Source organism: Bartonella doshiae NCTC 12862 = ATCC 700133, assembly GCF_000278155.1.
GTDB classification, from domain to species: domain Bacteria; phylum Pseudomonadota; class Alphaproteobacteria; order Rhizobiales; family Rhizobiaceae; genus Bartonella; species Bartonella doshiae.
The window spans coordinates 533,895-558,909 of record NZ_JH725094.1 but is presented as its reverse complement, the minus strand read 5'-3'; the positions used below and the strand labels follow the sequence as shown (position 1 = coordinate 558,909).

Below are 25,015 nucleotides of genomic sequence, written 5' to 3'. Positions count from 1 at the left end.
TATTTCCCAATCTAATATTGTACGCGGCGCTCAATCCAGCGAAACTGAATAAACGTTAGGATAATAACCATCAACATTAATATTGTTGATTGTGCTGCTGAGGCGCCGATTATTTGATTTCTAAAACCATCATCATATACTTTGTAGACGAGAGTACTCGTTGCGCGCGCAGGCCCTCCAGAAGTTGTACTATCAATAATCCCAAATGTATCAAACATAACATAATGAATGTTAACGATAAGAAGAAAAAATGTTGTCGGTGAAATTTGCGGAAAGACGACAGTCCAAAAGCGTTTAAAAGGACCAGCGCCATCAATTGCAGCAGCTTCTATTTGAGAGCGTGGAATAGATTGAATCCCAGCAAGAAAAAAAAGAAAATTATAGGAAATTTGTTTCCAGCTGGCAGCGATAACAATAAGGATCATCGCTTGAGTACCGTTAATGCGATAATTCCATACAATACCTATTTTTTCAAGAAGAAAAGGGAAAACTCCAATGCTTGGATGAAAGATAAATAACCATAATACACCCGCTAATACTGGAGCAACAGCATAAGGCCAGAGCAAGAGCATTGTATAGGTCTTTTTGGCGCGGATAACACGGTCAACGCAAACAGCCAAAAGAAGCGATATTGCCATTGAAGTGATAGTAACGGAAATGGAAAAAATTGCGGTTGTAAGAAGTGATTTTAAATAATCAGCATCAGAAAGAATAGTCACATAATTTTCAAAACCAACAAAGGTTGTGGTAAAGCCAAAAGGATCTTCACGTTCAAAAGATGATTTTATTGCTTGGGCAGTAGGCCAAAGGAAAAACAAAAAGGTTATAATAAGTTGAGGAAAAATTAACCAATAAGAGAGCAGGCTATTTTTAAAATATACGTGTTTTTCTTGCATTCGTAGGGCTCTTTTAGAGAGAGGCTTTAGAGAACAAAGCAGAACTAAAAAACTCAACTATTTGGTTGAGTTTTTTATCTTTAACGATAATCACAAAACCTTAATGGTTGGTTTTTTCAAATTCACGTAAGAGTTTATTGCCACGCTTAACAGTTTCATCTAATGCATCTTTCGGTGTTTTTGAGCCACTAAGAACAGCTTCCAGTTCTTGATCAAGAATGGAACGAATTTGCGGTAAATTACCAAATCTTATACCCTTTGAGTTGACAGTTGGTGGATTGAGATTGATTTGTTTAATGGCAATATCTGCCCCAACGTTTTTATCGTAATAATGTTGTTCTTTACTCAGTTCGTAAGCAGCTTTTGTGGTTGGAAGATATCCTGTTACTTGATGCCATTTGGCTTGGTTATCTGCTCTGGAGAGAAATTTAAGAAAAGCTGCTGCACCTGCATATTCTTCAGGCGAATGCCCTTTTAAAACCCAAATAGAAGCTCCTCCAATAACTGAATTTTGAGGTGCACCTTTTACATCATTATAATAGGGTAACATACCAAATCCCACATTAAATTGAGCTTCAGAAACAATTCCCGCACGCGACCCTGAGGATTGCATGAAAATTGCGCAATTCTGTGTCATAAACATAGGTGTTGCATCTAATGATCCAGAAGGACCTCCATAGCGAAAAATACCTTGATCAGACCATTTTTTAAGATCGGTCCACATACGCACTTGTAAAGGTCCATTCATTGTAAGCTCTGAATCAAGTCCACCAAAACCGTTTTCTTTTGTTCCGAAAGGAAGATTGTGTAATGCTGAAAAATTTTCTATGCCAATCCACTGTGCAGCATAAGCCATTGTAAAACCACAACTTGCTGCTTTACTTTCAAGAATTTTTTTAGAGAAATCTTCAACATCTTGCCATGTTTTAGGTGGTTGTTCTGGATCAAGACCTGCTTTTTTAAAGATATCTTTATTATAATAAAGGATTGGTGTTGAGGCATTAAATGGCATCGATAGCATTCGTCCCTGAACATCAGAATAATAGCCACTAATAGCAGACAAATAGCTTGCAGGATCAAACTCTTCTTTTGTGTCAGCCATAAGTTGATAAATTGGATAAATGGCAGCTTTTGCGGCCATCATGGTTCCAGTACCAACTTCATAGATTTGGGCGAGGACCGGTTGTTGTTTCCCGCGAAATGCCGAAATAAGTGAAATCATACCTTCTTCATATTCACCACGAAATGAAGGGACAACTTTATATTTAGATTGGCTTGCATTAAAGTCATTAATAAGACTTTCGGTTTGTTTTCCTAGCTCGCCACTCATAGAATGCCAAAAGCTAATTGTTGTCTGTGCAAAACTCGTTGTTGCTATACTGATTGCAACTGTAAATGCTACTATGGAAAGATAAAAACGATCCATGGTTCTCCCTTTCTGAAGTTATGGAATACAAAGTTCCCCTTAAAATTATAGTATTACACATGAACATGCCATGATGATTTAATTTCAGAAATATATATTGGCCCATTTAAACAGGAACCATGAAAAGGTCAAACGAATTCGTTTAGACTTATCCGTTTTTCCTTTGTAGAAGCTATCGTATCTTATGGGAAAATTGTAAACAGTGGAGTGAAAAATAGAAAGAATTCAAATACGAAAAAGAGACAAGGAGATAAACAGTAAATATCCTTGTCTTTAAAAACGTACAGTATTTGAATATGCTCTTGTTGGGAGAAAAGCCTATTGATTATGAAGCGTTATGAATCTGTAAAGTGTTTTAATGTTTCGTTATCGCGTCAATGATGGTTTTAATATTATGTTCCATCATATCGAGATAAGTTGCAGCAGGACCATTTTCGTTCGATAATGCGTCAGAATACAGTGTTCCACCGATTTTTAGACCTGTTTCTCTGGAAATCTGTTTTATGAGACGGGGATTAGAGATATTTTCAACGAACAACGCAGCTGCTTTATTGGTTTTAATTTGTTTGATAAGCTTCGCTACATCGGCTGCAGTTGCTTCAGTTTCTGTTGAAGCACTTTGGGGAGCAAGCATAGTAAAACCATATTCTTTAGCAAAATAACTAAAGGCATCATGAGATGTGATAATAACACGTTTATCTTTTGGGATGGTGGCAATTTTTGTTTTAAGTGTTTCTTGTGCTATTTTAAGTTTTTGGATATAGGCGCTGGAGTTTCTATTGTATTTTACACAAGACTGTTGGTCAATTTTACAAAAAGCTGTAGCAATATTTTTGACATAAATTTCAACATTAGGAATAGTTTGCCAAGCATGTGGATCAATATCACTGTAATGGTTATGTTCCTGTGCACCATGTTTTTGGTGTTGGATGTTAAGTGGAGGGATATTGGCACTCACTTCGACAAGAAGTGCTTTTGTTCCGCTTGCTGTGATAAGGCGGTCAATGAAACCTTCTAAATGAAGTCCATTGATGAAAATAATATGAGCGTTTTTAAGAGCTTGAACGTCACGAGGGGTTGGTTCATAAATATGAATACTAGCATTGGGACCAACAAAAGTGGATATAGAAATGGAATCGCCTCCTACGTTTTTTACTAAATCTGCAAGAATGGAAAAACTTGCGACAACTCTGATTTTATTATGTGCAGATGCAGAAAATGAAGAAAGGAGAAGCAACAGCAAAGTTCCAAGTAGAATAAATTGTTGAACAAGTTTAGGCATATTATTTCCTTAGGGTGAGCAGGGTTTATGAAAGAGACGGGGAAACCATGTTACGAGAAGTCCCCGTGGACTGATGAAGCAAGAAAGAAAATAAATGAATCCTGCGGCAATGATGATAGCAGGTCCAGAGGGAAGTGAGAGATGAAAAGAAAGTAGAAGACCACAGATGCTAGCAGTGATTCCAAAAAAAGTAGAGAGCACACAGATCGGACCAAGACGCGAAAGCCAAAAACGAGCTGAAATAGCCGGAATCATCATAATGCCAACAGAAAGCAATGTCCCTAGTGATTGGAAACCACCAACCAGATTCAGCACAACGAGTCCAAGCAATGATATATGAACATATTTACTCAATGGAGAGAGTGATTTAAAAAAGAGGGGATCAAAGCTTTCTACTACGAGTGCACGCCATAAAATACAGAGACTGCACATGGTAATTAGCATTATTGTGGCGATTAGCCAAAGAGCCTGTGTATCAAGTGCAAGCACTGATCCAAATAGGAGATGGAGTAGATCAATTGTTGCATTTTTAAGTGAAATAATAATGACGCCTGTTGCGAGTGCAATAAGATAAAAGACAGTCATTGATGCGTCTTCTTTTTGGAAGCTGTTTCGTGAAGTAAGGGCAGTTGCTAAAGTGACAATGATACCAGCTACGATTCCGCCAAGTGTCATAGATATGAGGGAGAAACCACAAAAAAGGAAAGCAGTTGCTACACCAGGAAGGATAGCGTGGGATATAGCATCTCCTGTGAGACTCATTCCGCGTAGCATCAAAAATACTCCAATAGGACAAGCACTGATGGACAGAAGAATCGAACCAATGAGAGCATTTTGCATGAAATGAAAATCAACGAAGGGTGCAAGGAAAAATGTATACACGTATTATGATCCTATAGAGTGAGAATCATTAAGGGGCAGACAGTACTTTTGTCTATTAATACGGAGAAAGTTGGATGTGGGAGATAGCATACTGTGGTCGACATTGTTATTAAACAGCATTGTTTTTCCATAAAAGGCTTTTTGTTGATGAATGTGAATCATTTGGGGAAAATGCTCTTGTACAATGAGGGGATCATGAAGTGCTGTAAGAATTGTTCTCCCTTGTTGTTGCCAATGTGTGATCAAAGCAAGAAGATCTTTTTGGGTATTATGATCCACACCATTGAAAGGTTCATCAAGTAAAATAATATCGGCATCTTGTACGATGATACGTGCAAAAAGGGCTCGTTGTAATTGTCCACTTGAGAGTGTATCAAGTGATCGCGTGGCGAGTGTTGAGAGTCCAACTATTTCAAGAGCAGACTGGATTTTAGAATAATAAGGGCGTTGATTTTTCCATAATCCACAAAAAGCCCATAGCCCTGTTTTTATGAGCGTTTCAACATCAATTGGGAATGTTCTATCGATTTCACATCGTTGGGCAAGATAAGCAATTCGACTTTTCTTTGGTTTTGTAATTTTACCTCTGATAGGTCTAACTAATCCGGCAACAGTTTTAAGTAATGTAGATTTTCCAGAACCATTATCTCCTGTTATCGCGATCAACGAGCCCGTTTCTAGTTTTACTGAGAAATTCTTTATTGTTACTCTATTGACATAGCCTAATGTTGCATTGTCGAAATGAAGACCCATACTATATACCATTTTTGATTATGTTGCTAAAAAAACATATGTAATAATATAACGTTTGTCAATAATCGTTATATTATTACATATGTTTTTTGCGCTGAATATTATAGCGGGAAGATCGTGGAAAATTCAAAATAATGATTGAATTTTCCTTGACGAAAGAGAGAGTGTGTATACTATATATAGTATCAAAATGATTGGTGATTCTAAATAAGCACAAGTGAGGGTACAGCGTGTTTGGTTTGGCGTCTAAGTTATTTCCATAATGTGATAATATTACCAAAAGTAAAGCGGTATTTCTGTAGGAATATCTCTGTAGGGGGAATTTCCTTTCGTTTTTGTAAGTTTATTTTTGTTATGAAGAGCAAAGCTAAGATTTATAGAACGGCTTGCTCGATGCGTTTTAAAGGTCAAAAGATCATTAGTTTTTTAATAGCAGGAGGGAATTGTAGTGCAAACAAAAGACTATTTTATAATTGAGCGAATTTGCCATTTAAGTTCTAGGATAATTATCTATTCTCATCATAATTTTTAATAATTTGATGGGGATTTCTGTCATCAGAGAGCTATGTGTTTTTGAATAGGTGTATAGCTGCACATGTTTGCTTACAATTTCTGTTTTTTTATTATTGTTGAATATCTATAAGATTGTCAAAATCTACTCTTTTGGAGTTGATTCTTTTGGAATTATGAAAGTTGAAGAAAATGCCGGTCACTATTTATAGTAAGCCATTTTGCGTCCAATGTGATGCTACACGTCGTGCTTTTGATGCTAAAGGCATTGATTATTGTGTCGTTGATATTTCCCGTGATGAACAAGCATACAGTTTTGTGCAATCTCTAGGATATCGTCAGGTTCCTGTAGTTGTTTGTGGTGAAAACCATTGGTCTGGTTTTAGACCGGATATGATTAGTGGTCTTTGTGTTTAATGGGGCTTGTTGTTTATTATTCGAGTGCAACGGGTAATACAGAGTATTTTGTCTCACAGCTTGGTCAGCGACTTTTAAAAATTGATAAAAAAAAGCCGTCTTTGTTAGCTGCTGAGCCTTATGTATTAGTTGTTCCTACTTATGCAGATGGTGAAGGGAGAATGGCTGTGCCGAAAGCAGTTATTCATTTTCTCAATGAAGTAGAGAATCGCGAATTAATTCGTGGTGTCATTGGAGGTGGAAATCGTAATTTCGGTCGCTATTATAATTTGGCCAGCAAAATTATTGCTGAAAAGTGTTTTGTACCTTGCCTTTATCGTTTTGAGCTGCGTGGCACTGATGAAGATGTTATTTGCGTAAAGAAGGGATTGGAAAGATTTTGGAAACAATCGATATAGAACAGTCACAGAAAACAGATCATCAGATTACAGATTATCATGCATTGAATGCAATGCTTAATCTTTACGATGAAAATGGACATATCCAATTTGATATGGATAGGCTTGCTGCTCGGCAGTATTTTCTTCAGCATGTTAATCAAAACACGGTTTTTTTTCATAATCTGAAAGAAAAAATAGATTACTTGATAGAAGAAGGATATTATGAGAAAGCTTTGTTTGAACTGTATGATTTTTCTTTCATTAAAAAGCTTTTTAAACGTGCTTACGAATTTAAGTTCCGTTTTCCTACTTTTTTGGGTGCATTTAAGTATTATACCAGCTATACGCTGAAGACTTTTGATGGAAAACGCTATCTTGAGCGTTACGAAGACCGTGTTTGTCTTGTAGCTTTATATTTAGCACAAGGGGATAAGGCTCTTGCTGAGAGTTTGGTGGATGAAATTATTACAGGACGATTTCAACCAGCAACACCAACGTTTTTGAATGCAGGAAAAAAGCAACGCGGTGAATTGGTATCATGTTTTCTTTTGCGTATTGAAGACAATATGGAATCGATAGGCCGTTCGGTTAATTCAGCATTACAACTTTCTAAACGTGGTGGAGGAGTAGCGCTTTGTTTAACGAATTTACGGGAAGCAGGGGCACCAATAAAGCAAATAGAAAATCAATCTTCAGGTGTTTTACCTGTGATGAAGCTTTTGGAAGATTCTTTTTCTTATGCCAATCAGCTTGGGGCCCGGCAGGGAGCTGGCGCTGTTTATTTACATGCGCATCATTTAGATATTATGAAATTTTTGGATACAAAGCGTGAAAATGCTGATGAAAAAGTGAGAATTAAAACGCTTTCGCTTGGTGTAGTTATTCCTGATATTACTTTTGAGCTGGCACGCAATAATGAGGATATGTATCTCTTCTCATCTTATGATATCGAGCGTGTTACCGGAAAACCTTTTAGCGATATTTCTTTGACAGAGCACTATCGATCTTTTGTTGATAATGCAAAAATTCGTAAAAAGAAAATCAGCGCACGTGTTTTTTTTCAGACACTAGCAGAACTCCAATTTGAATCCGGTTATCCCTATATTTTGTTTGAAGATACTGCCAATCGAGCCAATCCAATAGCTGGACGTATCAATATGAGTAATTTATGTTCAGAAATTTTACAGGTGAATGAGGCAAGTGAGCTGGAAACGGATTTAACGTATCGTACTGTTGGTAGTGATATATCTTGTAATCTTGGTTCTATGAATATTGCAAAAGCAATGGAAGGCAATGATTTTGGACAGACGGTGGAAGCTGCAGTTCGTGCTCTTACGGCAGTTTCTGATATGAGCGATATTGCTTGTGTACCTTCCATTGCGAAAGGTAATGCCGAAAGTCATGCAATTGGTTTAGGGCAAATGAATTTGCATGGGTTCTTAGCACGTGAGAAAATTTATTATGGTTCTCCAGAAGCGATTGATTTTACTAATATTTATTTTTACACTGTAACGTATCATGCAATACGTGCTTCCAATTTGATTGCACGCGAACGTCAAGAGGTGTTTGCAGGATTTGAAAATTCAGCTTACGCAGACGGTCGTTTTTTTGCAAAATATATTGAAAAGGAATGGAAGCCTCAGTTTGCGCTTGTACAAGAGCTTTTTGCACGGAATAATATCATGATTCCGGACCAAAGGGATTGGCAAGAGCTCAAAAATCTTGTTGTTGAGTATGGGCTTTATAACCGTAATCTTCAGGCTGTTCCTCCTACAGGGTCTATTTCCTATATTAATTATGCAACATCTTCTATTCATCCAATTGCTTCAAAGATTGAGATTCGCAAAGAAGGAAAAATTGGACGCGTTTATTACCCTGCTCCTTACATGGATAATACGAATTTGGATTTTTATCAGGATGCTTATGAAATTGGTCCTGAAAAAATTATTGATACCTATGCTGCTGCTACACAGCATGTTGATCAGGGTCTTTCGTTAACGTTATTTTTTCCTGATACAGCCACTACACGTGATATTAATCGCGCGCAAATTTATGCTTGGAAAAAAGGTATAAAGAGTATTTATTATGTGCGGTTACGGCAAATGGCATTAAGTGGAACAGAAGTGGATGGCTGTGTTTCGTGCAGTTTATAGGAGATAATCATATGACAAAGATTACAACCAAAAATCCTGTAGTTTCTGCTGTCAATTGGAATAGATTGCATGATGAAAAAGACCTTGAAGTTTGGAACCGTTTAACTGGAAATTTTTGGTTACCTGAAAAGGTTCCTCTTTCTAATGATATTCCTTCATGGGCAAGTCTAACGGAGGAAGAACGCAAACTAACAATTCGTGTTTTTACAGGACTGACTCTCTTGGATACGATTCAGAACACCGTAGGAGCTATTTCGCTTCTGGCTGATGCCATAACAGAGCATGAAGAGGCAGTGTTGACGAATATTGCGTTCATGGAAGCAGTACATGCGCGTTCTTATTCCTCTATTTTTTCAACTTTGTGTTCAACAGTAGAAGTCGATGAAGCTTTTAGATGGTCAGAAGAAAATATTCATTTGCAGAAAAAGGCTAGATTAGTTCTTGAGCGTTATGAAGCAAATGATCCGCTAAAGAAAAAAGTTGCTTCAACTTTACTAGAAAGCTTTTTATTTTATTCTGGTTTTTATTTACCCATGTATTGGGCCAGCCGCGCTAAGTTAACCAATACAGCTGATCTCATTCGGCTTATTATCCGTGATGAAGCTGTCCACGGTTATTACATTGGTTATAAGTTCCAGTTGGGTTTTGCAAAACTTGATGAAGCTAAAAAGCAGGAAATGAAAGACTTTGCTTTTAATTTGCTTTTTGATCTTTACAATATTGAATGTAAATATACTGAAGATCTTTATGATACGATTGGATTAACGGAAGATGTTAAAATTTTTCTTCATTATAATGCGAATAAAGCCTTAATGAATTTGGGTTTCGAAGCTCTTTTCCCACCTGAGGTTTGTCGTGTTAATCCAGCTATTTTAGCGTCTTTGTCTCCAAGTTCTGATGAAAATCATGATTTCTTTTCGGGAGCTGGTTCTTCTTATGTGATTGGTAAGGCAGTTGCTACTACCGATGACGATTGGGAATTTTAATCCTAGATTGCAAAGAGAAGAGCGCGGGGTATACCATTCAGATCTTCGCGCATTTCTAAACACAGAAAGCCATTTTTTTCAAATAAGTTACAAACTTCTCTTTCTTGAGAGTAGCCGATTTCGACAGCGATATAGCCTTTTTCTTTTAAATAGTTTGCAGCTTCATAAGCGAGCTTTCGATAAAAATCAAGGCCATCTTTTCCACCAATCAGAGCGCGCAATGGGTCATACAAGCGCACTTCTTTGGTAAGATTTTTGATATCTGTTTCTGGAATATAGGGTGGATTGGAAATAATGAGATCAAATTGACCTGTAACGGATTCAAACCAATCACTAAGAAGAGGTGTAAAGCGTTGAATAACTTTTACATTTTTTGCATTTTTTGTCGCTGTTTTGAGAGCATCTTCAGAGATATCAACTGCTACTGCAGACAATTGAGAAATTTGCTTAAGAAGTGCAATGGCAATGGCACCACTACCTGTTCCCATATCAAGCATTGTTATTTTTCCTAAGTTTTCTCCTTGTTTTTTGAGAAGTGGTAAAACAAGATCCACTAGTGTTTCTGTATCAGGGCGTGGTTCTAATGTGTCTTGAGATAATGCGAAGGATATTCCATAAAATTCTCGTGCTCCTATAATACGGTAAACTGGTTCACCAGCAATCCGTCGTTGTACAGCGTGTTCTAATTGTATAATTTGTTCAGAAGATAGGATCATATTGGGTTTTAGAACTCTATCAGATGCTGTTGTTTTTGTTACCCATTCAAGAAGTATTTTTGCATCCAAATTAGCTTCCAAAATCCCATGATATAGCAGCTTTTTTTGTGTTTTCAAAAGAGTATCATTGAGAGTATGAGCACTCATTCATTCTTATCCATTTCCGTAAGAAGTGCTGTTTGATGATCAGATATGAGAGCATCAATAAGCGTATCAAGGTCTCCTTCCAGGATGCGATCAAGCTTATACAGCGTGAGATTAATACGGTGGTCTGTGACACGCCCTTGTGGAAAATTATAAGTACGAATACGTTCAGATCTATCACCAGAGCCAACTTGATTTTTACGGGATACTGAACGTTCACTTTCTATTTTTTGCCGTTCGATATCAAATAAGCGCGCACGTAAAATTTGGAGTGCTCGTGCTCGATTTTGATGTTGTGATTTTTCTGCTTGTACAACCATAATTCCTGTTGGAATATGTGTGATACGAACAGCTGAATCGGTTGTATTGACATGCTGTCCTCCTGCTCCAGAAGCACGCATTGTATCAATGCGAATATCTTCTGGACGAATTTCAATGTCAATTTCTTCAGCTTCTGGAAGCACTGCTACGGTAGCAGCAGACGTATGGATGCGTCCACTTGTTTCTGTTTCAGGGATGCGTTGTACACGATGAACGCCTGATTCAAATTTTAGTTTAGAAAAGACTCCCTTGCCTGAAACGGTAGCAATAATTTCTTTATATCCACCAACTTCACCTTCATTAAGAGAAACAACTTCAACTTTCCAGTGATGCGTACAGGCATAACGTTCGTACATGCGGAAAAGATCACCGGCAAATAGTGCTGCTTCTGATCCTCCTGTTCCTGCCCGAATTTCAATAATAGCATTTTTTTCATCCGCAATATCTTTGGGTAACAAAAGAATTTGGAGCTCTTTTTCAAGTTGTTCTACCTTTTGATATAATAGTGGGAGTTCTTCTTGGGCAAGGATACGCATCTCTACATCTGTTAACTTGTCACGAATGATCGTTTCTAGCTCTGTTATTTCTATGGAAAGAGCATTTAATGTTCGTATGGAAGTGATGATTGGCTGTAATTCCGCATATTCAGAAGCTAACTTTACATAAGTTTCAGCATTGGGATTTTTAGCCATTTGGCTTTCAATTATTTCAAAACGCTTTTCAAGTTGTCGCATACGATCTTGTGGCAAAGAAACCATAATAATATAGGCCTAATTTGTGATAATATTGGCAATTGATGTTTTATAACATCATATAAAAAGGGGTAATAAAGCAGAAAGACTCTTTTGCCAATGAAAACTATAGGTTTTTAAGGAAAACTTATGCAAAATTCTATTGGCATAAGGTGTTTATTAATTATACGCAGGAAAGCATTACTTTAAAGGCTGCGTTTTTTTCCGTAAAGCTCAAGACGGTGGTGAATAATGTCATAGCCAAGAGATTTAGCAATTTCCTCTTGTAGTTTTTCAATGATATCAGAATGAAATTCAATAACTTGTCCTGTTTCTACATCAATGAGATGATCATGGTGTTGCCTATCTGCTTGCTCAAAACGAGAAGGTCCACCACTAAAGGTATGACGGTGTATTGTTCCATTTTCTTCTAATGTTTTCATGGTTCGATAAACAGTTGAAAGTGAAATACTAGAATCAATTTTGTTTGCACGTTGAAAAATTTCAAATGCATTCGGATGGTCGTTTGTGTCGGACAAGATATCAAGAATAACACGTCGTTGACGCGTTATTCTTAAACCTGCAGTGCGTAATTCTTTTTCAAAATTTCGCTTTTTACCCATTTCAATCGTTTGCTTTTTAAATGAATGCACCATGACAGTGTTTGTATTTTTTTTCTGAACCACAAGGACAACGCTCATTACGTCCCACTTTTCCCCATGTGGCTACATCATTGGGATTACGGTCTTTTGGGTTAACAAATTTATTTTCTTGCGTTCGTGCCCAAAGGCTTGGTGAGTTCTCTTTGTTTTGATCATGAATGGAGGAGGCATTAGCATCTGTTTTTATAGGCATGAGTGATTCTGTTGGTTGTTGAATGATCTCGAACCGCATGAGTTTAGAAGTAACGATTCTACGCAAATTTCTGAGCATAGTCTGAAAGAGTTCAAATGATTCTGTTTTATACTCGTTGAGCGGATCTCGTTGTGCATAACCACGAAAACCAACTACAGAACGTAAATGGTCTAAATTGACTAGATGTTCACGCCATAAAGCGTCAATGGTTTCAAGTAATATAGCTTTGTGAAAATAAGCCATAACTTCTGAAGAAAAGCGTTCAGTACGCTCGTTATCAAGTTTGGCAATAGCCTTAGATACACGCTCTAAGATTTGTTCTTCAGCGATTCCATCTTCTTTTGCCCATTCTTCTACTGGAATCTCAAGATTAAAGAGCTGATGAAGTTCTTCTTGTAGGGCTTTTATATCCCACTTTTCAGAATATGTTCCAGGTGGGACATGGGTTTCTACGAGATCTTCAATCACTTCATTGCGCATTTCAAGAATCATGTCAGTTAAATCATCTGCGTTCATGATTTCCATACGCTGTTCAAAAATGACTTTGCGCTGATCATTCATGACATCGTCATATTTTAATAAATTTTTACGAATTTCAAAGTTTCGCGCTTCGACTTTTTTTTGCGCTTTTTCGATGGCTTTATTAATCCATGGATGAATAATGGCTTCACCTTCTTTCAGTCCAAGTTTTTGTAGCATACTATCCATACGCTCAGAGCCAAAGATTCGCATGAGATCATCTTGGAGAGAGAGAAAGAATTTTGAACGTCCAGGATCACCCTGACGACCAGAACGTCCACGAAGTTGATTATCAATACGACGACTTTCATGGCGTTCAGTTGCAATGACGTAAAGACCACCAACTGCTAATGCTTTTTCCTTGAGTTTCTGAACATTTTTTTTAATTGCTTCAATTTTAGCAGTTCGCTCTGGACCTTCGGGAATATCTTGTAATTCTTGCCGGATGCGCATTTCGACATTCCCACCAAGTTGTATATCAGTTCCCCGACCAGCCATGTTTGTTGCGATGGTTAATGCTCCAGGGACACCGGCTTGTGCAATAATGTATGCTTCTTGTTCGTGATAGCGAGCATTCAAGACTCTAAAATCAGTAATACCCTCTTTTCGCAAACGTTCTGCTAATTGTTCTGACTTCTCAATAGAAGTTGTTCCAACAAGAATGGGTTGCCCTTTTTCGTGCGCTTGGCGGATATCATGCACAATAGCATGATATTTTTCTTCTGCTGTTCGATAGATTTCATCGTCTTCATCAAGACGCTGTACTGGTAAATTTGTGGGGATTTCAACAACATCAAGGCCATAAATATTACCGAATTCTTCGGCTTCTGTTGTAGCGGTTCCTGTCATACCAGACAATTTTCTATACATACGGAAATAATTTTGGAAAGTGATAGAAGCGAGTGTCTGATTTTCTGGCTGAATAGCAACATGCTCTTTGGCTTCTAGTGCTTGATGAAGCCCTTCAGAATAACGCCGTCCTGGCATCATACGTCCTGTAAATTCATCAATGATAACAATTTCACCATTGCGAACAATGTAGTCCTTGTCACGGACAAATAACTTATGGGCTTTTAGGGCATTATTAATATGATGAACAATAGCAACATTTTCTATATCGTAAAGACTTTCTCCTTTTAGATGCCCAGCTTGTTCGAGCATTTTCTCAATTTTTTCAGTACCAATTTCGGTAAAGACTGTTGTTTTTTGTTTTTCGTCTATTTCATAGTCTTCTGCCGTTAAGGCTGGAATAAATGTATCAATAAGGTTATAGAAGTCGGTACGATCTTCTAGAGGACCAGAAATAATAAGAGGGGTCCGTGCTTCATCAATAAGGATTGAATCAACTTCATCAACAATTGCGTAATGATGACCACGCTGGACCATTTGACTGCGATCAAAAGCCATATTATCGCGCAGATAATCAAAACCCAATTCATTATTTGTTGCATAAGTAATATCACATGCATAGGCTGCTCGGCGGGCATCATTATCAAGATCATGAAGAATGACACCCGTTGTTAGCCCTAGAAAGCCGAAGATCTTTCCCATTGTCTCAGCATCACGACTAGCAAGATAATCGTTTACTGTCACGACATGAACGCCTTTTCCTTCTAATGCATTGAGATAAATTGGCAAAGTTGCCATTAATGTTTTACCTTCACCGGTACGCATTTCAGCAATGCCACATTCGTGAAGCACCATTCCACCAATGAGTTGTACATCAAAGGGACGCATATCATAAATACGTTTTGCTGCTTCACGGACAGTAGCAAAAGCTTCTGGTAGAAGCAAATCAATGGTCTCGCCTTCAGTGAGACGTTTACGAAACTCTTCAGTTTTTTGGCAAAGTTGCGCATCACTTAATTTCAGGAATTTTTCTTCCAAGGCATTAATTTGCATGACTTTTTGGCGAAGAGGCTTGAGACGACGCTCATGAGCGGAACCAAAAAATTTACGCGTAAAGACACCTAAACTGACCATTTCTGGCCCTTTCTTTTATTTGTTATCACTACTGTTGGGGATTTCATATATCATCCCCACACTCAGCACCTCAAAAAGTATTTAATATAACTGGCAACAGATGGTATTATTATACTTACTGGTTGGTGCGCAAATCTTCTACTTCAATTATGAAATAGAGATAAGGGTCCAAGCGCATCGTGTCAACTTTAGTAATGCTATTTAACTACCACAATACAGAGTAATTTAATGTGTAATATGTCATTTTTCTCTATTATCGTATTTTTTCGTATCATAAGATGGGGTAGGAGGGATAAAAATAAAAAAAAGTGTATGCTTTTTAAAACAAAATTACCAATTTATTTGTCCACGTTTAGAGATTAACATGCTATGGTAGAAAGAATTATGATCCTGGGCATGCCTTCATTTTTAAGGAGTATATTATGAAATTCAACTTTATTACGCTGTTTTTGGCATCAACTTTATTGGCAAGCACAAGTTGGGAGGTCATTGCCCAAGAAAGTTTGAATTCACCATCGAATGATTTAAAGACTTTGGAGAAAGCTTCTGAAAAAACAGTTTCTCCCTCTCATGTGATGGCAGTTATTGATGGGAAGAATATTACAGCAGGACAATTGGATGAGTTAGCGCTCGAAATAAATCCTAATTTGGTACATGTTCCTGATGAACAACGTCGTATAACAGTCTTAAAAGCTTATTTGGATATGCAAGTACTTGCTAAAGCGGCAATAAAGCAAGGTCTTGATAAGACTGAAGCTTATGATAAGCGTATGGCAGTTATGCGTGATAATGTTCTGCAGCAGCTTTATTTTAAACAGATGATTGTTGACAAGATTTTGGATAGCGATTTAGAAAGCCTTTATAATAAGGAAGTTGCTGCTTTGCCCAAAGAGGATGAAATTAAAGCACGTCATATTTTGGTTAAAACGAAAAAAGAAGCGGAAGCTATCATTAAGCGCTTAACTAAAGGAGAAAACTTTGAAGAGATTGCAAAAAAGACTTCGACAGATGGTTCAGCTGCTGTTGGAGGTGATCTTGGTTATTTTAGCCATGGACAAATGGTTAAATCTTTTGAAGATGCCGCGTTTGGTCTAAAAGTTGGTGAATTTACTAAAAAGCCTGTTGAAAGTCCTTTTGGTTGGCATGTTATTAAGCTAGAAGATCGTCGTTTGAAACAACCTCCTACATTTGATGATGTTAAAGAGATGTTGCGTACACAGCTTATAAAAGAACGTTACCAAATGCTGATTTCTGATTTGCGCGGTAATATAGATGTAAAATATCCTGATCCTCATGTTACGAAACTGATGCAGTCGCTTAACCAAAATGGTATGCAGCTTCCGGATGAAACATCCAATGAAGAAGAAGCCGAATAATAGTATTTTGAAGCTGGGCGATTTGATAGGGCTCTTTTGTTCAAAGAGCCCAGCAGTTGTTTGTTAGAGATTTTGTCTGCAGTCATTTTGTTGCAATGAGATTTCATCTATTTTTATGGAAACTATTTTGTGACTTTTAAAATATCACCTTTGTCTCCCCAAAAAATACAGGAGCTTCCGCCATTACCTGGTGTGCGGATAGAAACAGCCGAAGCTGGAATTAAATATAAAGATCGTACAGATCTTCTTTTTGTTATTTTTGATGATCCAGCAAGTGTAGCAGGTGTTTTTACACGTTCAAAATGTCCTTCGGCACCTGTTGAACATTGTCGTGCGTCGCTTCCTCATGGGGTTGCAAGGGGTGTTGTTGTAAATTCTGGGAATGCAAATGCTTTTACGGGGCGCAAAGGAAAGCATACAACGAATGAAATCATATGTGCAGCAGCAAGCGCTTTGGGGGCTAAAGAAAATGAAATTTTTATAGCTTCTACGGGTGTTATTGGTGAACCAATGGAGGCTGCAGGTATCGTAAGTCTTCTACCAGATATGGCAAAAACAGCAAAAGAAGGGAACTGGTTGGAGGCTGCAAAAGCCATTATGACCACTGATACATTTCCAAAACTTGCTACACGTAGATTCAATTATGGAGGAGAAATTGTTACCATTAACGGGATAGCAAAAGGTGCTGGTATGATTGCACCAGATATGGCAACAATGCTTTCTTTTGTGGTGAGCGATGCAGCAATTTCTTCGGATATACTGCAGTCCATGTTGTTAGAGGCAGTTCAGGGTTCTTTCAATTCAATTACTGTTGATAGTGATACTTCAACATCAGATACACTCATGATGTTTGCGACAGGAAAAGCAGAAGGAAATTTTCCCCGCCTTACGAGTAAATTAGATCCGCGTTACAGGGTGTTTGTAGAACAATTGAGTGCACTTTTGCTTGAACTTGCATTACAAGTTGTGTGTGATGGTGAGGGTGCACGTCATTTAATTGAGGTTAATGTGATTGGTGCTGCAACTGACAAAGCTGCTAAGATTATAGCTCTATCGATTGCCAATTCACCACTTGTAAAAACGGCCATTGCTGGTGAAGATGCAAACTGGGGACGGGTGGTTATGGCGGTTGGTAAGGCAGGAGTTGAAGTAGATCGTGATTTATTGACTATTTGGTTTGGTAAGTATCGTTTGGCGAAGAATGGTGAACGTGATCCTGAGTATAGAGAAGAGGTTATAGGTACGTATATGCAAGGCAAACATATTACAATTCGCGTTGATATAGGTTTAGGTAGTGGTAAGGCGACAGTTTGGTCTTGTGATTTGACGAAAGAGTACGTTATGATCAACGGTGATTATAGAAGTTAACAGATACACAATAAATTTGACATTGGATACCTCTGTATATCCTTGTGAAGGAGGACGAGGTATTTAGCTCTTTCGTCTTTGAGCAAGGGGATATGAGAAAAGAAATGATCATTTTTATTATCCCTGTTGGAGGGCCGTATGAATATAAAAAGTTCACTTCTTCTTGTTGTTGCGTGTGTATTGGTAGATCAAGATAATCATGTTTTGCTCACAGAGCGTCCCCAAGGAAAATCATTGGCTGGTTTATGGGAGTTTCCTGGAGGAAAGGTTGAGCAAGGAGAGACTCCAGAAGCATCGTTGGTTCGCGAATTAGAGGAAGAGCTCGGTATTTTTGTTCAGCAAAATGATTTATTACCTTTAACATTTGCGAGTCATGGCTATGAGACATTTCATCTTTTAATGCCATTATATCTTTGTTCCCATTATAAGGGTGTTGCACAAGGACGAGAGGGACAAAATTTAAAATGGGTTTTTGTTGGCGATCTTGATAAATATCCTATGCCTGATGCTGATAAGCCATTGGTTAAGATATTAAAAAACATTCTTCTTTGATGTATTGTATGCCAAAATGAAATTTTCTTCAATCCAATTATGTATAGCGTAAGTTATCTATTACATTGGATAACATTGTCCATGAAACCTTTTCATTATAATCACTACGCAACAAATTTAAAAAGTGTTCACAGAAAATAATGAGTATGTGGCGATGCCTTATAACATCAAATTTGGGGACTATATATAAGGTTTTTTGTTTTTTCTTTTTTTCAAAATTTGCGGTTTTTGAGTATACAGAACGAATTTTTCTGGCACGGAAGATACGGAATAAACTATCTCAAATAGAAGGAAAGAGGTTTTCTCTGAAAGTTAGAAAAAGACGTATAAAAGGTAAGGGTATCTTTCGTAAAATAGGTTGTTTTTAAAAAGAAGCAGTGATTAAAACTACTGAAAATATCCGACACGAATCAATATGAGAGTTAATATAGCAAAAGAAAAAAGCCATAGAATTCTTGACTATTTATTTAGTGCAGTTTGGTAAAGTTTTTATCTTGAATAGTAAAGGAGATGATGGCATCATATCAAGTGATAAGGTGTAATTTTTCTTTTAAGATTGAAATGTAATGAAAGTTGTTTGTATTTTATTTCTTATTAGAAATATTTTACTTTAGCATAGACTGAAAATATTATATAATAGGGAAATATGCTCATTTGATTTTTTATCTTCTTTAAAGAGCTATTAATAGACAAAAAATTCTCTTCTAGCTTCTAAATTGAAAAATAATGATTTTATAAAAGTATCGCGATCTTTATATTTCATTTTTAGATATTACACGTTAATTCTAAGCAACATATTATTTTTTGATCTCAAGCACAACGATAGTGGGCATAAGCGATGACATTTAATTTTTTTATAAATTTATTTCTATTTGTTATTTTTTTATTATGGCTTACTCAAAGTAAGAAAATGAAATGGAGCATTTCACTACGTGTTATGTTGGGTCTTATTTCGGGTTTGATTTTTGGAAGTGTTTTGCAGTTTATTTATGGGGAGGGTGAGCCTACTCTGTTGAAATCGGTTGAATGGTTTAACATTGTTGGAAAGGGCTATATCGCATTATTGCAAATGATTGTTATGCCATTAGTTTTTATCTCTATTCTTTCAGCAGTAGCACATTTACATTCTGTTTATGCTGTTGGAAAAATGAGTGTAATTACAATTTCAATGTTGCTTTTTACAACTGCTATTGCAGCATTGATTGGAGTTTTAGTTGTCAATTTTTTTGGGTTAACAGCGAATGGTTTGGTACATGGAGGGGAAGATGTTTCTGGTATTCTTGGATCCCATGTTTCTCAACTTGGAGATATGAATATTCCAAAGATGATTTTATCCTTTATTCCCAAAAACCCATTTGCTGAGTTAAGTGGAGCCAAGCGTACATCAATCATAGGTGTTGTTATTTTTGCAGCGTTTTCAGGGGCTGCGGTCACTCTTTTAAAGAAAGATGATTCAGAGAAGGGAGAAAAAGCGCTTTTGTTTGTTCAAGTTGCACAATCTTGGGTTATGCGGTTAGTTCGTATTGTGATTTCCTTGACTCCTTATGGTGTTTTTGCGCTTATGACTACAGTAGGAGCGACTTCAAATGTTGCAAATATTCTGAATTTACTGATATTTATCATTGCTTCCTATGTTGGTATTATCCTTATGTTTGGGGTTCATGGTGTGTTGCTTGGCTTATCAGGGCTTAATCCATTTCGTTTTTTCAAAAAGGTTTTGCCTGTTTTGACATTTGCTTTTAGTAGTCGCTCAAGTGCAGCAAGTATTCCTCTGAATATTGAAGCACAAACACAATGGATTGGTGTACCACACTCAATTGCGAGTTTTGCAGCTTCTTTTGGAGCAACGATTGGACAAAATGGTTGTGCAGGTCTTTATCCGGCGATGCTTGCGACTATGATAGCACCAACTGTTGGTATTAATCCTTTTGATCCTACTTGGATTGCTACGCTTGTTGGTGTTGTAACATTGAGTTCTATTGGTGTTGCTGGTGTTGGTGGTGGTGCTATTTTTGCTGCATTAATTGTGTTGCCAACTATGGGGCTTCCCGTTTCTTTGGTTGCTGTACTTATTTCTATTGAACCTCTCATTGATATGGGGCGTACAGCTCTAAATGTAAGTGATTCAATGTTGGCTGGAACTGTAACGAGTCAAATACTTCGTGCAACGGATAAAAGTATTTTTGAAAAATGATGTTATGGTGAGATTATGGTTTTTTGGGTTGGAAAACTTCAGTAAGAGAAATTTGCGCAGACCCTGGTCGTATAGGTTTTTGTTGATTTTTATGAGGAGCCCAACCAGAGAGCCAGATGAAAGAGAAATTTGCGCGAATGCGGCCATCAGGATCACTAAATCGTTGTGCATAGATTTCAGCTGCGCGGAGGAAAAAGCGTTTGGATACAGGGCGTCGTGAACGGTTGATGAGTGCATTTTGCATTCCCATAGCTTTAAGGTCATGGATAAGGTCAAACATTGTATTATAGCGTATCGTGATATTTTCAATGTCTGCTACAGGGAGAGCAAAGCCGGTCCGCTGTAAAAGAGCTCCTGCATCACGAATATCGGCAAAGGGATAAATTCTAGGGCTTGCACCTCCATAGATTTCAATTTCAGCTTGTAGGAGGCATTCACGTAATTCTACGAGCGTACCAGCTCCGGTCATAACGGCAAGAAATAAGCCGTCTGGTTTAAGAATGTTTTTTATCTGGCTGAGAACTCCTGGGGTATCATTGGTCAACTGTAATGAGAGAAGCGAAACGATAAGATCACAATAATGTTGAGGAAAATTAAGCAATTCTCGATGACGTAAGTGAAATTTTTTGTCATGACTTTGATAAAGTATATCAGTTTCAACGCGTTCTACGGAACGCACTTTTCCAGATTTCATTAAAGCTTTTGCTGCAAGATCCGTATGGCTGTGTAGATCGAGAGCTAACGTAAAGAAACGATCAACAGTACTGAGACGTTTATAGAGATCTTCGGCCATATGGGACAATAAAAAGTCATGTCCCATTTTTGCTTTTTGAAAAGCACGTTTGCGGAATTGTTCAATAAGATCATGATCAAAAATTAAAGGATGCGACATGTCTTTGTGTGCTTTCAATCTGTAATACGGTGTCGTTGGATAGGAGGCATGTTGTGTAAGCTATGTCAAGTTTATGATGTAAAAAAGTAAATTTATAAAAAGTAAGAGTTTTTAAAGGAATTAAATTTAGAAATTACGAAAGAAATTTTTTTGTGCAGGGAAGCTATAAAAGCTCAAACAGATGATGTTATGCTTTCAAGAAATGGCTTTAAATGGCGGGGATATATTTCGTAAGTTCATTGAGCGCTTACTAATAATTCTATATCCGCCGATTTGTCCAGGATGTAAGCAAAGAGTTTCTGATTATGGTACAATTTGTCCTGAGTGCTGGAAGGATCTTCAATTTATTACAAAACCTTATTGTCCTGTTATGGGAACTCCTTTTGTTTGTGATATGGGAGATGGTTTTTTAAGTGGGGAAGCTCTCCAAAATCCTCCTCCTTTTTCACGCGTTCGCTCTGCTATTGTTCATAAGGGGCTTGCGAGAACTTTAGTAACGCGGCTGAAATATGGTGATCGTATAGAATTGGCATCTTTTATGGCTAATTGGATGATTTATGCTGGGCGCGAGATTATTGATGATTGTGATGTTATTATTCCTATCCCATTGCATTTTCGTCGTTTTTGTGAGAGGCGTTATAACCAATCTGCTGAGCTTGCTCGTTATATTGCTGCTTCGCAAAAAAAACTTTTAAAACCTAGCTGGCTTACACGTTGTAAACATACACGTCCGCAAGTTAGTTTATCTTCAAAGGAACGAAAGCTTAATGTACAGAATGCCTTTAAAGTTTCTCATAAAGTTAAGAACTATCTAAAGGGTTGCTCTGTTTTGCTGATTGATGATGTTTTTACAACAGGAGCAACTGTTACAGCTGCTGCTACAGCATTAAAATATGCAGGCGCACAGCGAGTTGATGTTCTAACATTTTCTCGTGTATTAAAAGAAGCCTCTATTTTTCCTGATTCTTAAAAGGAACTTAAAACTGATTATATTAAAAAATATGAGAAAATAAGATTATGAAAGAAGTAGTACTTTATACACGTCCCAACTGTCCTTATTGTGCGAAAGCGCGTGATTTGCTTAATAAAAAAGGTGTAAAATATACAGATATTGATGCATCAACTTCTCTTCGCCAAGAAATGGTACAGCGAGCAAATGGTCGTAATACATTTCCGCAAATTTTTATAGGTAATTATCATGTTGGCGGTTGTGACGATCTTTACGCTTTAGATGGTGAGGGAAAGCTTGATTCTTTATTGCAAGGCGAACAATAATTCTAGAATATCTTCTACTCAGATCGTTTTGCGAGAAGCAGATAGTTAACATCCATATCTTTTGAGCGATTCCAGCTATTTTTTAGTGGATTGTAAATAATGCCTATCTCATCAATAACAGTCAAAGCATTTTGTGACAAAAAGCTTTTAAGTTCATGAGGTTTTAGGAACTTTTTATAGTTATGGGTTCCTTTAGGAAGCCAATGTAAAATGTATTCAGCGCCTATAATTGCTAATCCCCAAGCTTTCCATGTGCGGTTGAGTGTTGAAACAAACATCAACCCTTGGGGTTTAAGCATTTTTGCTGTGGCTGCTATGAGGAGACGGACATCTGCAACATGTTCAACAACTTCCATATTGAGAATGATATCAAATTGCTCTCCTTCATCGGCAAGTGCTTCCGCAGTAGTGTTACGATAATCAATAGAAACGCCACTTTGAATCGCATGGATTTTTGCGACTTCAATATTTGTTTGTGCGGCATCGGCTCCAACAACTGTAGCACCAAGACGTGCCATTGGTTCGCATAACAAACCACCTCCACAGCCAATATCAAGGATTTTCAAATTTTCGAAGGGCAAAAGCGAAACAGGATCACGATCAAATGCTAAACAAATTTTTTCTTTAATATAAGCAAGACGTGTTGGATTAAATTGATGAAGAGGTCGAAATTTTCCTTGTGGATTCCACCATTCTGCAGCGATACGTGAAAAGTGATCAATTTCACTCTGATCAATTGTAGTACGCGTTTTATTTATCACGAGGCTGTCCTTTGTTTTTTTCATAATCATGATTAAGTCAGGTGAATTTTATCAAAGCCAAGGAAAATTAACATAATCATACTGGACTTGCGTAAATGAAAGATATTCGGTATGTCAAAAAATAATTTTTTGATACAGTTGGTAAAATCTTAATTCTTATATATCATTTGAGATAAGAAACGTAAAGGTAAGAGTATTATTAATGGCGCGTATTGTCATGAAATTTGGTGGAACATCTGTGGCAAACATTGAACGTATTCACAATGTTGCACGGCATGTCAAAAGAGAGGTAGATGCAGGGCATGAAGTTGCAGTTGTGGTATCTGCGATGGCTGGTAAGACCAATGAGCTTGTTCAGTGGACGCGTGACGCTTCAGCAATGCATAAAGATGCTTACGAATATGATGTGGTTGTGTCTTCTGGTGAACAGGTAACGGCAGGTTTGTTGGCTCTTACACTTCAAGCAATGGGGATGAACGCGCGTTCATGGCTTGGTTGGCAAGTTCCTATTCGTACGGATAATGCACATAGTTGTGCACGTATTATAGATATTGATGGTTCTTTTTTAATACAGTGTTTTCAGGAAAGTCAGGTAGCGGTTCTTGCTGGTTTTCAAGGAGTATCTCCGGATAACCGAATTTCTACTTTAGGACGCGGTGGATCTGATACAAGTGCTGTTGCTGTAGCAGCAGCTATAAAGGCTGATCGTTGTGATATTTATACCGATGTTGACGGCGTTTATACAACCGATCCTCGTATAGAGCCTAAGGCACGCCGTTTACCAAAAGTCGCTTTTGAAGAAATGCTGGAAATGGCTTCACTTGGGGCGAAAGTTTTACAGGTTCGTTCTGTTGAATTGGCGATGGTTCATAAAGTTCGTACCTTCGTGCGCTCAAGTTTTGAAGATCCCGATGCTTTAGGCATGGGAGATCCAATGAATTCTTCTGGAACACTTATTTGCGATGAGGATGAGATTGTGGAACAACAAAATGTTACTGGTATTGCTTTCGCTAAGGATGAGGCGCAAATTTCGCTCCGTCGGCTTGCCGATCGTCCAGGGATTTCCGCAGCAATTTTTGGACCCCTGGCGGAAGAGCGGATTAATGTTGATATGATTGTGCAAAATATTTCTGAAGATGGTTCGAAAACTGACATGACGTTTACTGTACCATCGGCAGATGTAGATAAAGCCGTTGCGCTTCTTGAGAAAAATCGTAAAGATATAGGTTTTGATGTTATCCAATTTGAAAGCGATCTTGCTAAGGTATCTGTTATTGGTATTGGAATGCGTAGCCACGCAGGTGTTGCGGCTACAGCATTTAAGGCTTTAGCCGAAAAAGGCATTAATATTCAAGCAATCACAACTTCAGAAATTAAGATTTCTATTTTGATTGATAGTGCGTACACTGAACTTGCTGTCAGAACATTACATGCTGTTTATGGACTTGATAAGGAGTAATGTTTTTTTAGCGCGAAAGAGTTTTCAAGTAACATAAAAAAGTATTTACATGTGCGGGGAAATAAGAACGCCATCCAAATAAGCATCTTATGGCAAAGGGGGTGCGTTATGCGTCCGTTGAGTTTGTAAGTATACAATTTAGGCTATAAAACTGCAAAATTTAACTTTATAAAAATTATCGTAT

At 37.6% G+C, this 25,015-nt stretch carries 22 protein-coding genes; 11 read left to right on the top strand and 11 right to left on the bottom strand.

Annotated features, from left to right (window positions below):
• Positions 1-11: 11 nt before the first annotated feature.
• From ugpA to MCS_RS02445, 5 genes are all read right to left on the bottom strand, one after another.
• Positions 12-896, bottom strand: a complete 885-nt coding sequence (gene ugpA / locus MCS_RS02465) for a sn-glycerol-3-phosphate ABC transporter permease UgpA (protein ID WP_004855234.1) — start codon at positions 894-896, stop codon at positions 12-14.
• A 100-nt stretch (positions 897-996) separates the two neighbouring features.
• Positions 997-2,322 carry a sn-glycerol-3-phosphate ABC transporter substrate-binding protein UgpB gene (gene ugpB, locus MCS_RS02460; RefSeq protein ID WP_004855231.1) on the bottom strand — a complete coding sequence of 442 codons (1,326 nt, stop codon included), beginning with the start codon at positions 2,320-2,322 and terminating at the stop codon, positions 997-999.
• A gap of 355 nt (positions 2,323-2,677) precedes the next feature.
• The gene (locus tag MCS_RS02455; protein WP_004855228.1) at positions 2,678-3,604 is read right to left on the bottom strand and encodes a metal ABC transporter solute-binding protein, Zn/Mn family; all 927 of its coding nucleotides are present in this window, start codon (positions 3,602-3,604) and stop codon (positions 2,678-2,680) included.
• A 9-nt stretch (positions 3,605-3,613) separates the two neighbouring features.
• Positions 3,614-4,486 carry a metal ABC transporter permease gene (locus MCS_RS02450; RefSeq protein ID WP_004855226.1) on the bottom strand — a complete coding sequence of 291 codons (873 nt, stop codon included), beginning with the start codon at positions 4,484-4,486 and terminating at the stop codon, positions 3,614-3,616.
• Between the two features lie 3 nt (positions 4,487-4,489).
• The gene (locus MCS_RS02445) at positions 4,490-5,239 is read right to left on the bottom strand and encodes an ABC transporter ATP-binding protein (RefSeq protein ID WP_024864163.1); all 750 of its coding nucleotides are present in this window, start codon (positions 5,237-5,239) and stop codon (positions 4,490-4,492) included.
• A 702-nt stretch (positions 5,240-5,941) separates the two neighbouring features.
• On the opposite strand from MCS_RS02445, the gene nrdH reads away from it, so the two are divergent.
• The 4 genes from nrdH to nrdF are packed head-to-tail and all read left to right on the top strand — an operon-like array spanning position 5,942 to position 9,685.
• Positions 5,942-6,166 (top strand): glutaredoxin-like protein NrdH, encoded by a 225-nt coding sequence (gene nrdH / locus MCS_RS02440; RefSeq protein WP_004855222.1) that lies wholly within the window; start codon positions 5,942-5,944, stop codon positions 6,164-6,166.
• Complete coding sequence (nrdI, locus tag MCS_RS02435) at positions 6,166-6,564, top strand: class Ib ribonucleoside-diphosphate reductase assembly flavoprotein NrdI (protein ID WP_004855219.1); 399 nt, start codon at positions 6,166-6,168, stop codon at positions 6,562-6,564. The genes nrdH and nrdI overlap by 1 nt, the downstream gene beginning before the upstream one ends.
• On the top strand, positions 6,546-8,699 hold the full coding sequence (nrdE, locus tag MCS_RS02430) for a class 1b ribonucleoside-diphosphate reductase subunit alpha (RefSeq protein WP_004855217.1): 2,154 nt from the start codon (positions 6,546-6,548) through the stop codon (positions 8,697-8,699). The genes nrdI and nrdE overlap by 19 nt, the downstream gene beginning before the upstream one ends.
• An 11-nt stretch (positions 8,700-8,710) precedes the next feature.
• The gene (nrdF, locus tag MCS_RS02425) at positions 8,711-9,685 is read left to right on the top strand and encodes a class 1b ribonucleoside-diphosphate reductase subunit beta (protein ID WP_004855216.1); all 975 of its coding nucleotides are present in this window, start codon (positions 8,711-8,713) and stop codon (positions 9,683-9,685) included.
• Between the two features lie 2 nt (positions 9,686-9,687).
• Here the strand turns inward: nrdF and prmC are convergent, their stop codons facing one another.
• From prmC to secA, 4 genes are all read right to left on the bottom strand, one after another.
• Complete coding sequence (gene prmC / locus MCS_RS02420) at positions 9,688-10,548, bottom strand: peptide chain release factor N(5)-glutamine methyltransferase (protein WP_004855213.1); 861 nt, start codon at positions 10,546-10,548, stop codon at positions 9,688-9,690.
• A complete protein-coding gene (gene prfA, locus MCS_RS02415) occupies positions 10,545-11,624 on the bottom strand; it encodes a peptide chain release factor 1 (protein ID WP_004855211.1) in 1,080 nt (359 codons plus the stop codon). Before prfA ends, prmC begins: the two co-directional genes overlap by 4 nt.
• 179 nt (positions 11,625-11,803) lie before the next feature.
• The gene (locus tag MCS_RS02410; RefSeq protein WP_004855209.1) at positions 11,804-12,298 is read right to left on the bottom strand and encodes a Fur family transcriptional regulator; all 495 of its coding nucleotides are present in this window, start codon (positions 12,296-12,298) and stop codon (positions 11,804-11,806) included.
• Positions 12,237-14,954 (bottom strand): preprotein translocase subunit SecA, encoded by a 2,718-nt coding sequence (gene secA / locus MCS_RS02405; RefSeq protein ID WP_004855206.1) that lies wholly within the window; start codon positions 14,952-14,954, stop codon positions 12,237-12,239. Before secA ends, MCS_RS02410 begins: the two co-directional genes overlap by 62 nt.
• A gap of 422 nt (positions 14,955-15,376) precedes the next feature.
• Between secA and MCS_RS02400 the strand changes: the two genes are divergently transcribed.
• From MCS_RS02400 to MCS_RS02385, 4 genes are all read left to right on the top strand, one after another.
• A complete protein-coding gene (locus MCS_RS02400) occupies positions 15,377-16,330 on the top strand; it encodes a peptidylprolyl isomerase (protein WP_004855204.1) in 954 nt (317 codons plus the stop codon).
• A 129-nt stretch (positions 16,331-16,459) separates the two neighbouring features.
• A complete protein-coding gene (argJ, locus tag MCS_RS02395; protein ID WP_004855203.1) occupies positions 16,460-17,698 on the top strand; it encodes a bifunctional glutamate N-acetyltransferase/amino-acid acetyltransferase ArgJ in 1,239 nt (412 codons plus the stop codon).
• A 138-nt stretch (positions 17,699-17,836) separates the two neighbouring features.
• Complete coding sequence (gene mutT, locus MCS_RS02390) at positions 17,837-18,250, top strand: 8-oxo-dGTP diphosphatase MutT (protein ID WP_004855199.1); 414 nt, start codon at positions 17,837-17,839, stop codon at positions 18,248-18,250.
• An 838-nt stretch (positions 18,251-19,088) separates the two neighbouring features.
• Positions 19,089-20,444, top strand: coding sequence for an L-cystine transporter (locus MCS_RS02385; protein ID WP_004855197.1), 1,356 nt, complete (start codon positions 19,089-19,091; stop codon positions 20,442-20,444).
• A 13-nt stretch (positions 20,445-20,457) separates the two neighbouring features.
• Here the strand turns inward: MCS_RS02385 and MCS_RS02380 are convergent, their stop codons facing one another.
• Positions 20,458-21,336 (bottom strand): methyltransferase domain-containing protein, encoded by an 879-nt coding sequence (locus tag MCS_RS02380; RefSeq protein ID WP_004855195.1) that lies wholly within the window; start codon positions 21,334-21,336, stop codon positions 20,458-20,460.
• A gap of 184 nt (positions 21,337-21,520) precedes the next feature.
• On the opposite strand from MCS_RS02380, the gene MCS_RS02375 reads away from it, so the two are divergent.
• Positions 21,521-22,306, top strand: coding sequence for a ComF family protein (locus MCS_RS02375; RefSeq protein WP_004855192.1), 786 nt, complete (start codon positions 21,521-21,523; stop codon positions 22,304-22,306).
• A 47-nt stretch (positions 22,307-22,353) separates the two neighbouring features.
• Complete coding sequence (gene grxC / locus MCS_RS02370) at positions 22,354-22,611, top strand: glutaredoxin 3 (protein ID WP_004855189.1); 258 nt, start codon at positions 22,354-22,356, stop codon at positions 22,609-22,611.
• Between the two features lie 14 nt (positions 22,612-22,625).
• Here the strand turns inward: grxC and ubiG are convergent, their stop codons facing one another.
• Positions 22,626-23,372 carry a bifunctional 2-polyprenyl-6-hydroxyphenol methylase/3-demethylubiquinol 3-O-methyltransferase UbiG gene (gene ubiG, locus MCS_RS02365; protein WP_004855188.1) on the bottom strand — a complete coding sequence of 249 codons (747 nt, stop codon included), beginning with the start codon at positions 23,370-23,372 and terminating at the stop codon, positions 22,626-22,628.
• A 202-nt stretch (positions 23,373-23,574) separates the two neighbouring features.
• Here ubiG and MCS_RS02360 point away from each other — a divergent pair, with 202 nt between their 5' ends.
• On the top strand, positions 23,575-24,831 hold the full coding sequence (locus MCS_RS02360; RefSeq protein WP_004855182.1) for an aspartate kinase: 1,257 nt from the start codon (positions 23,575-23,577) through the stop codon (positions 24,829-24,831).
• Positions 24,832-25,015 lie beyond the last annotated feature (184 nt).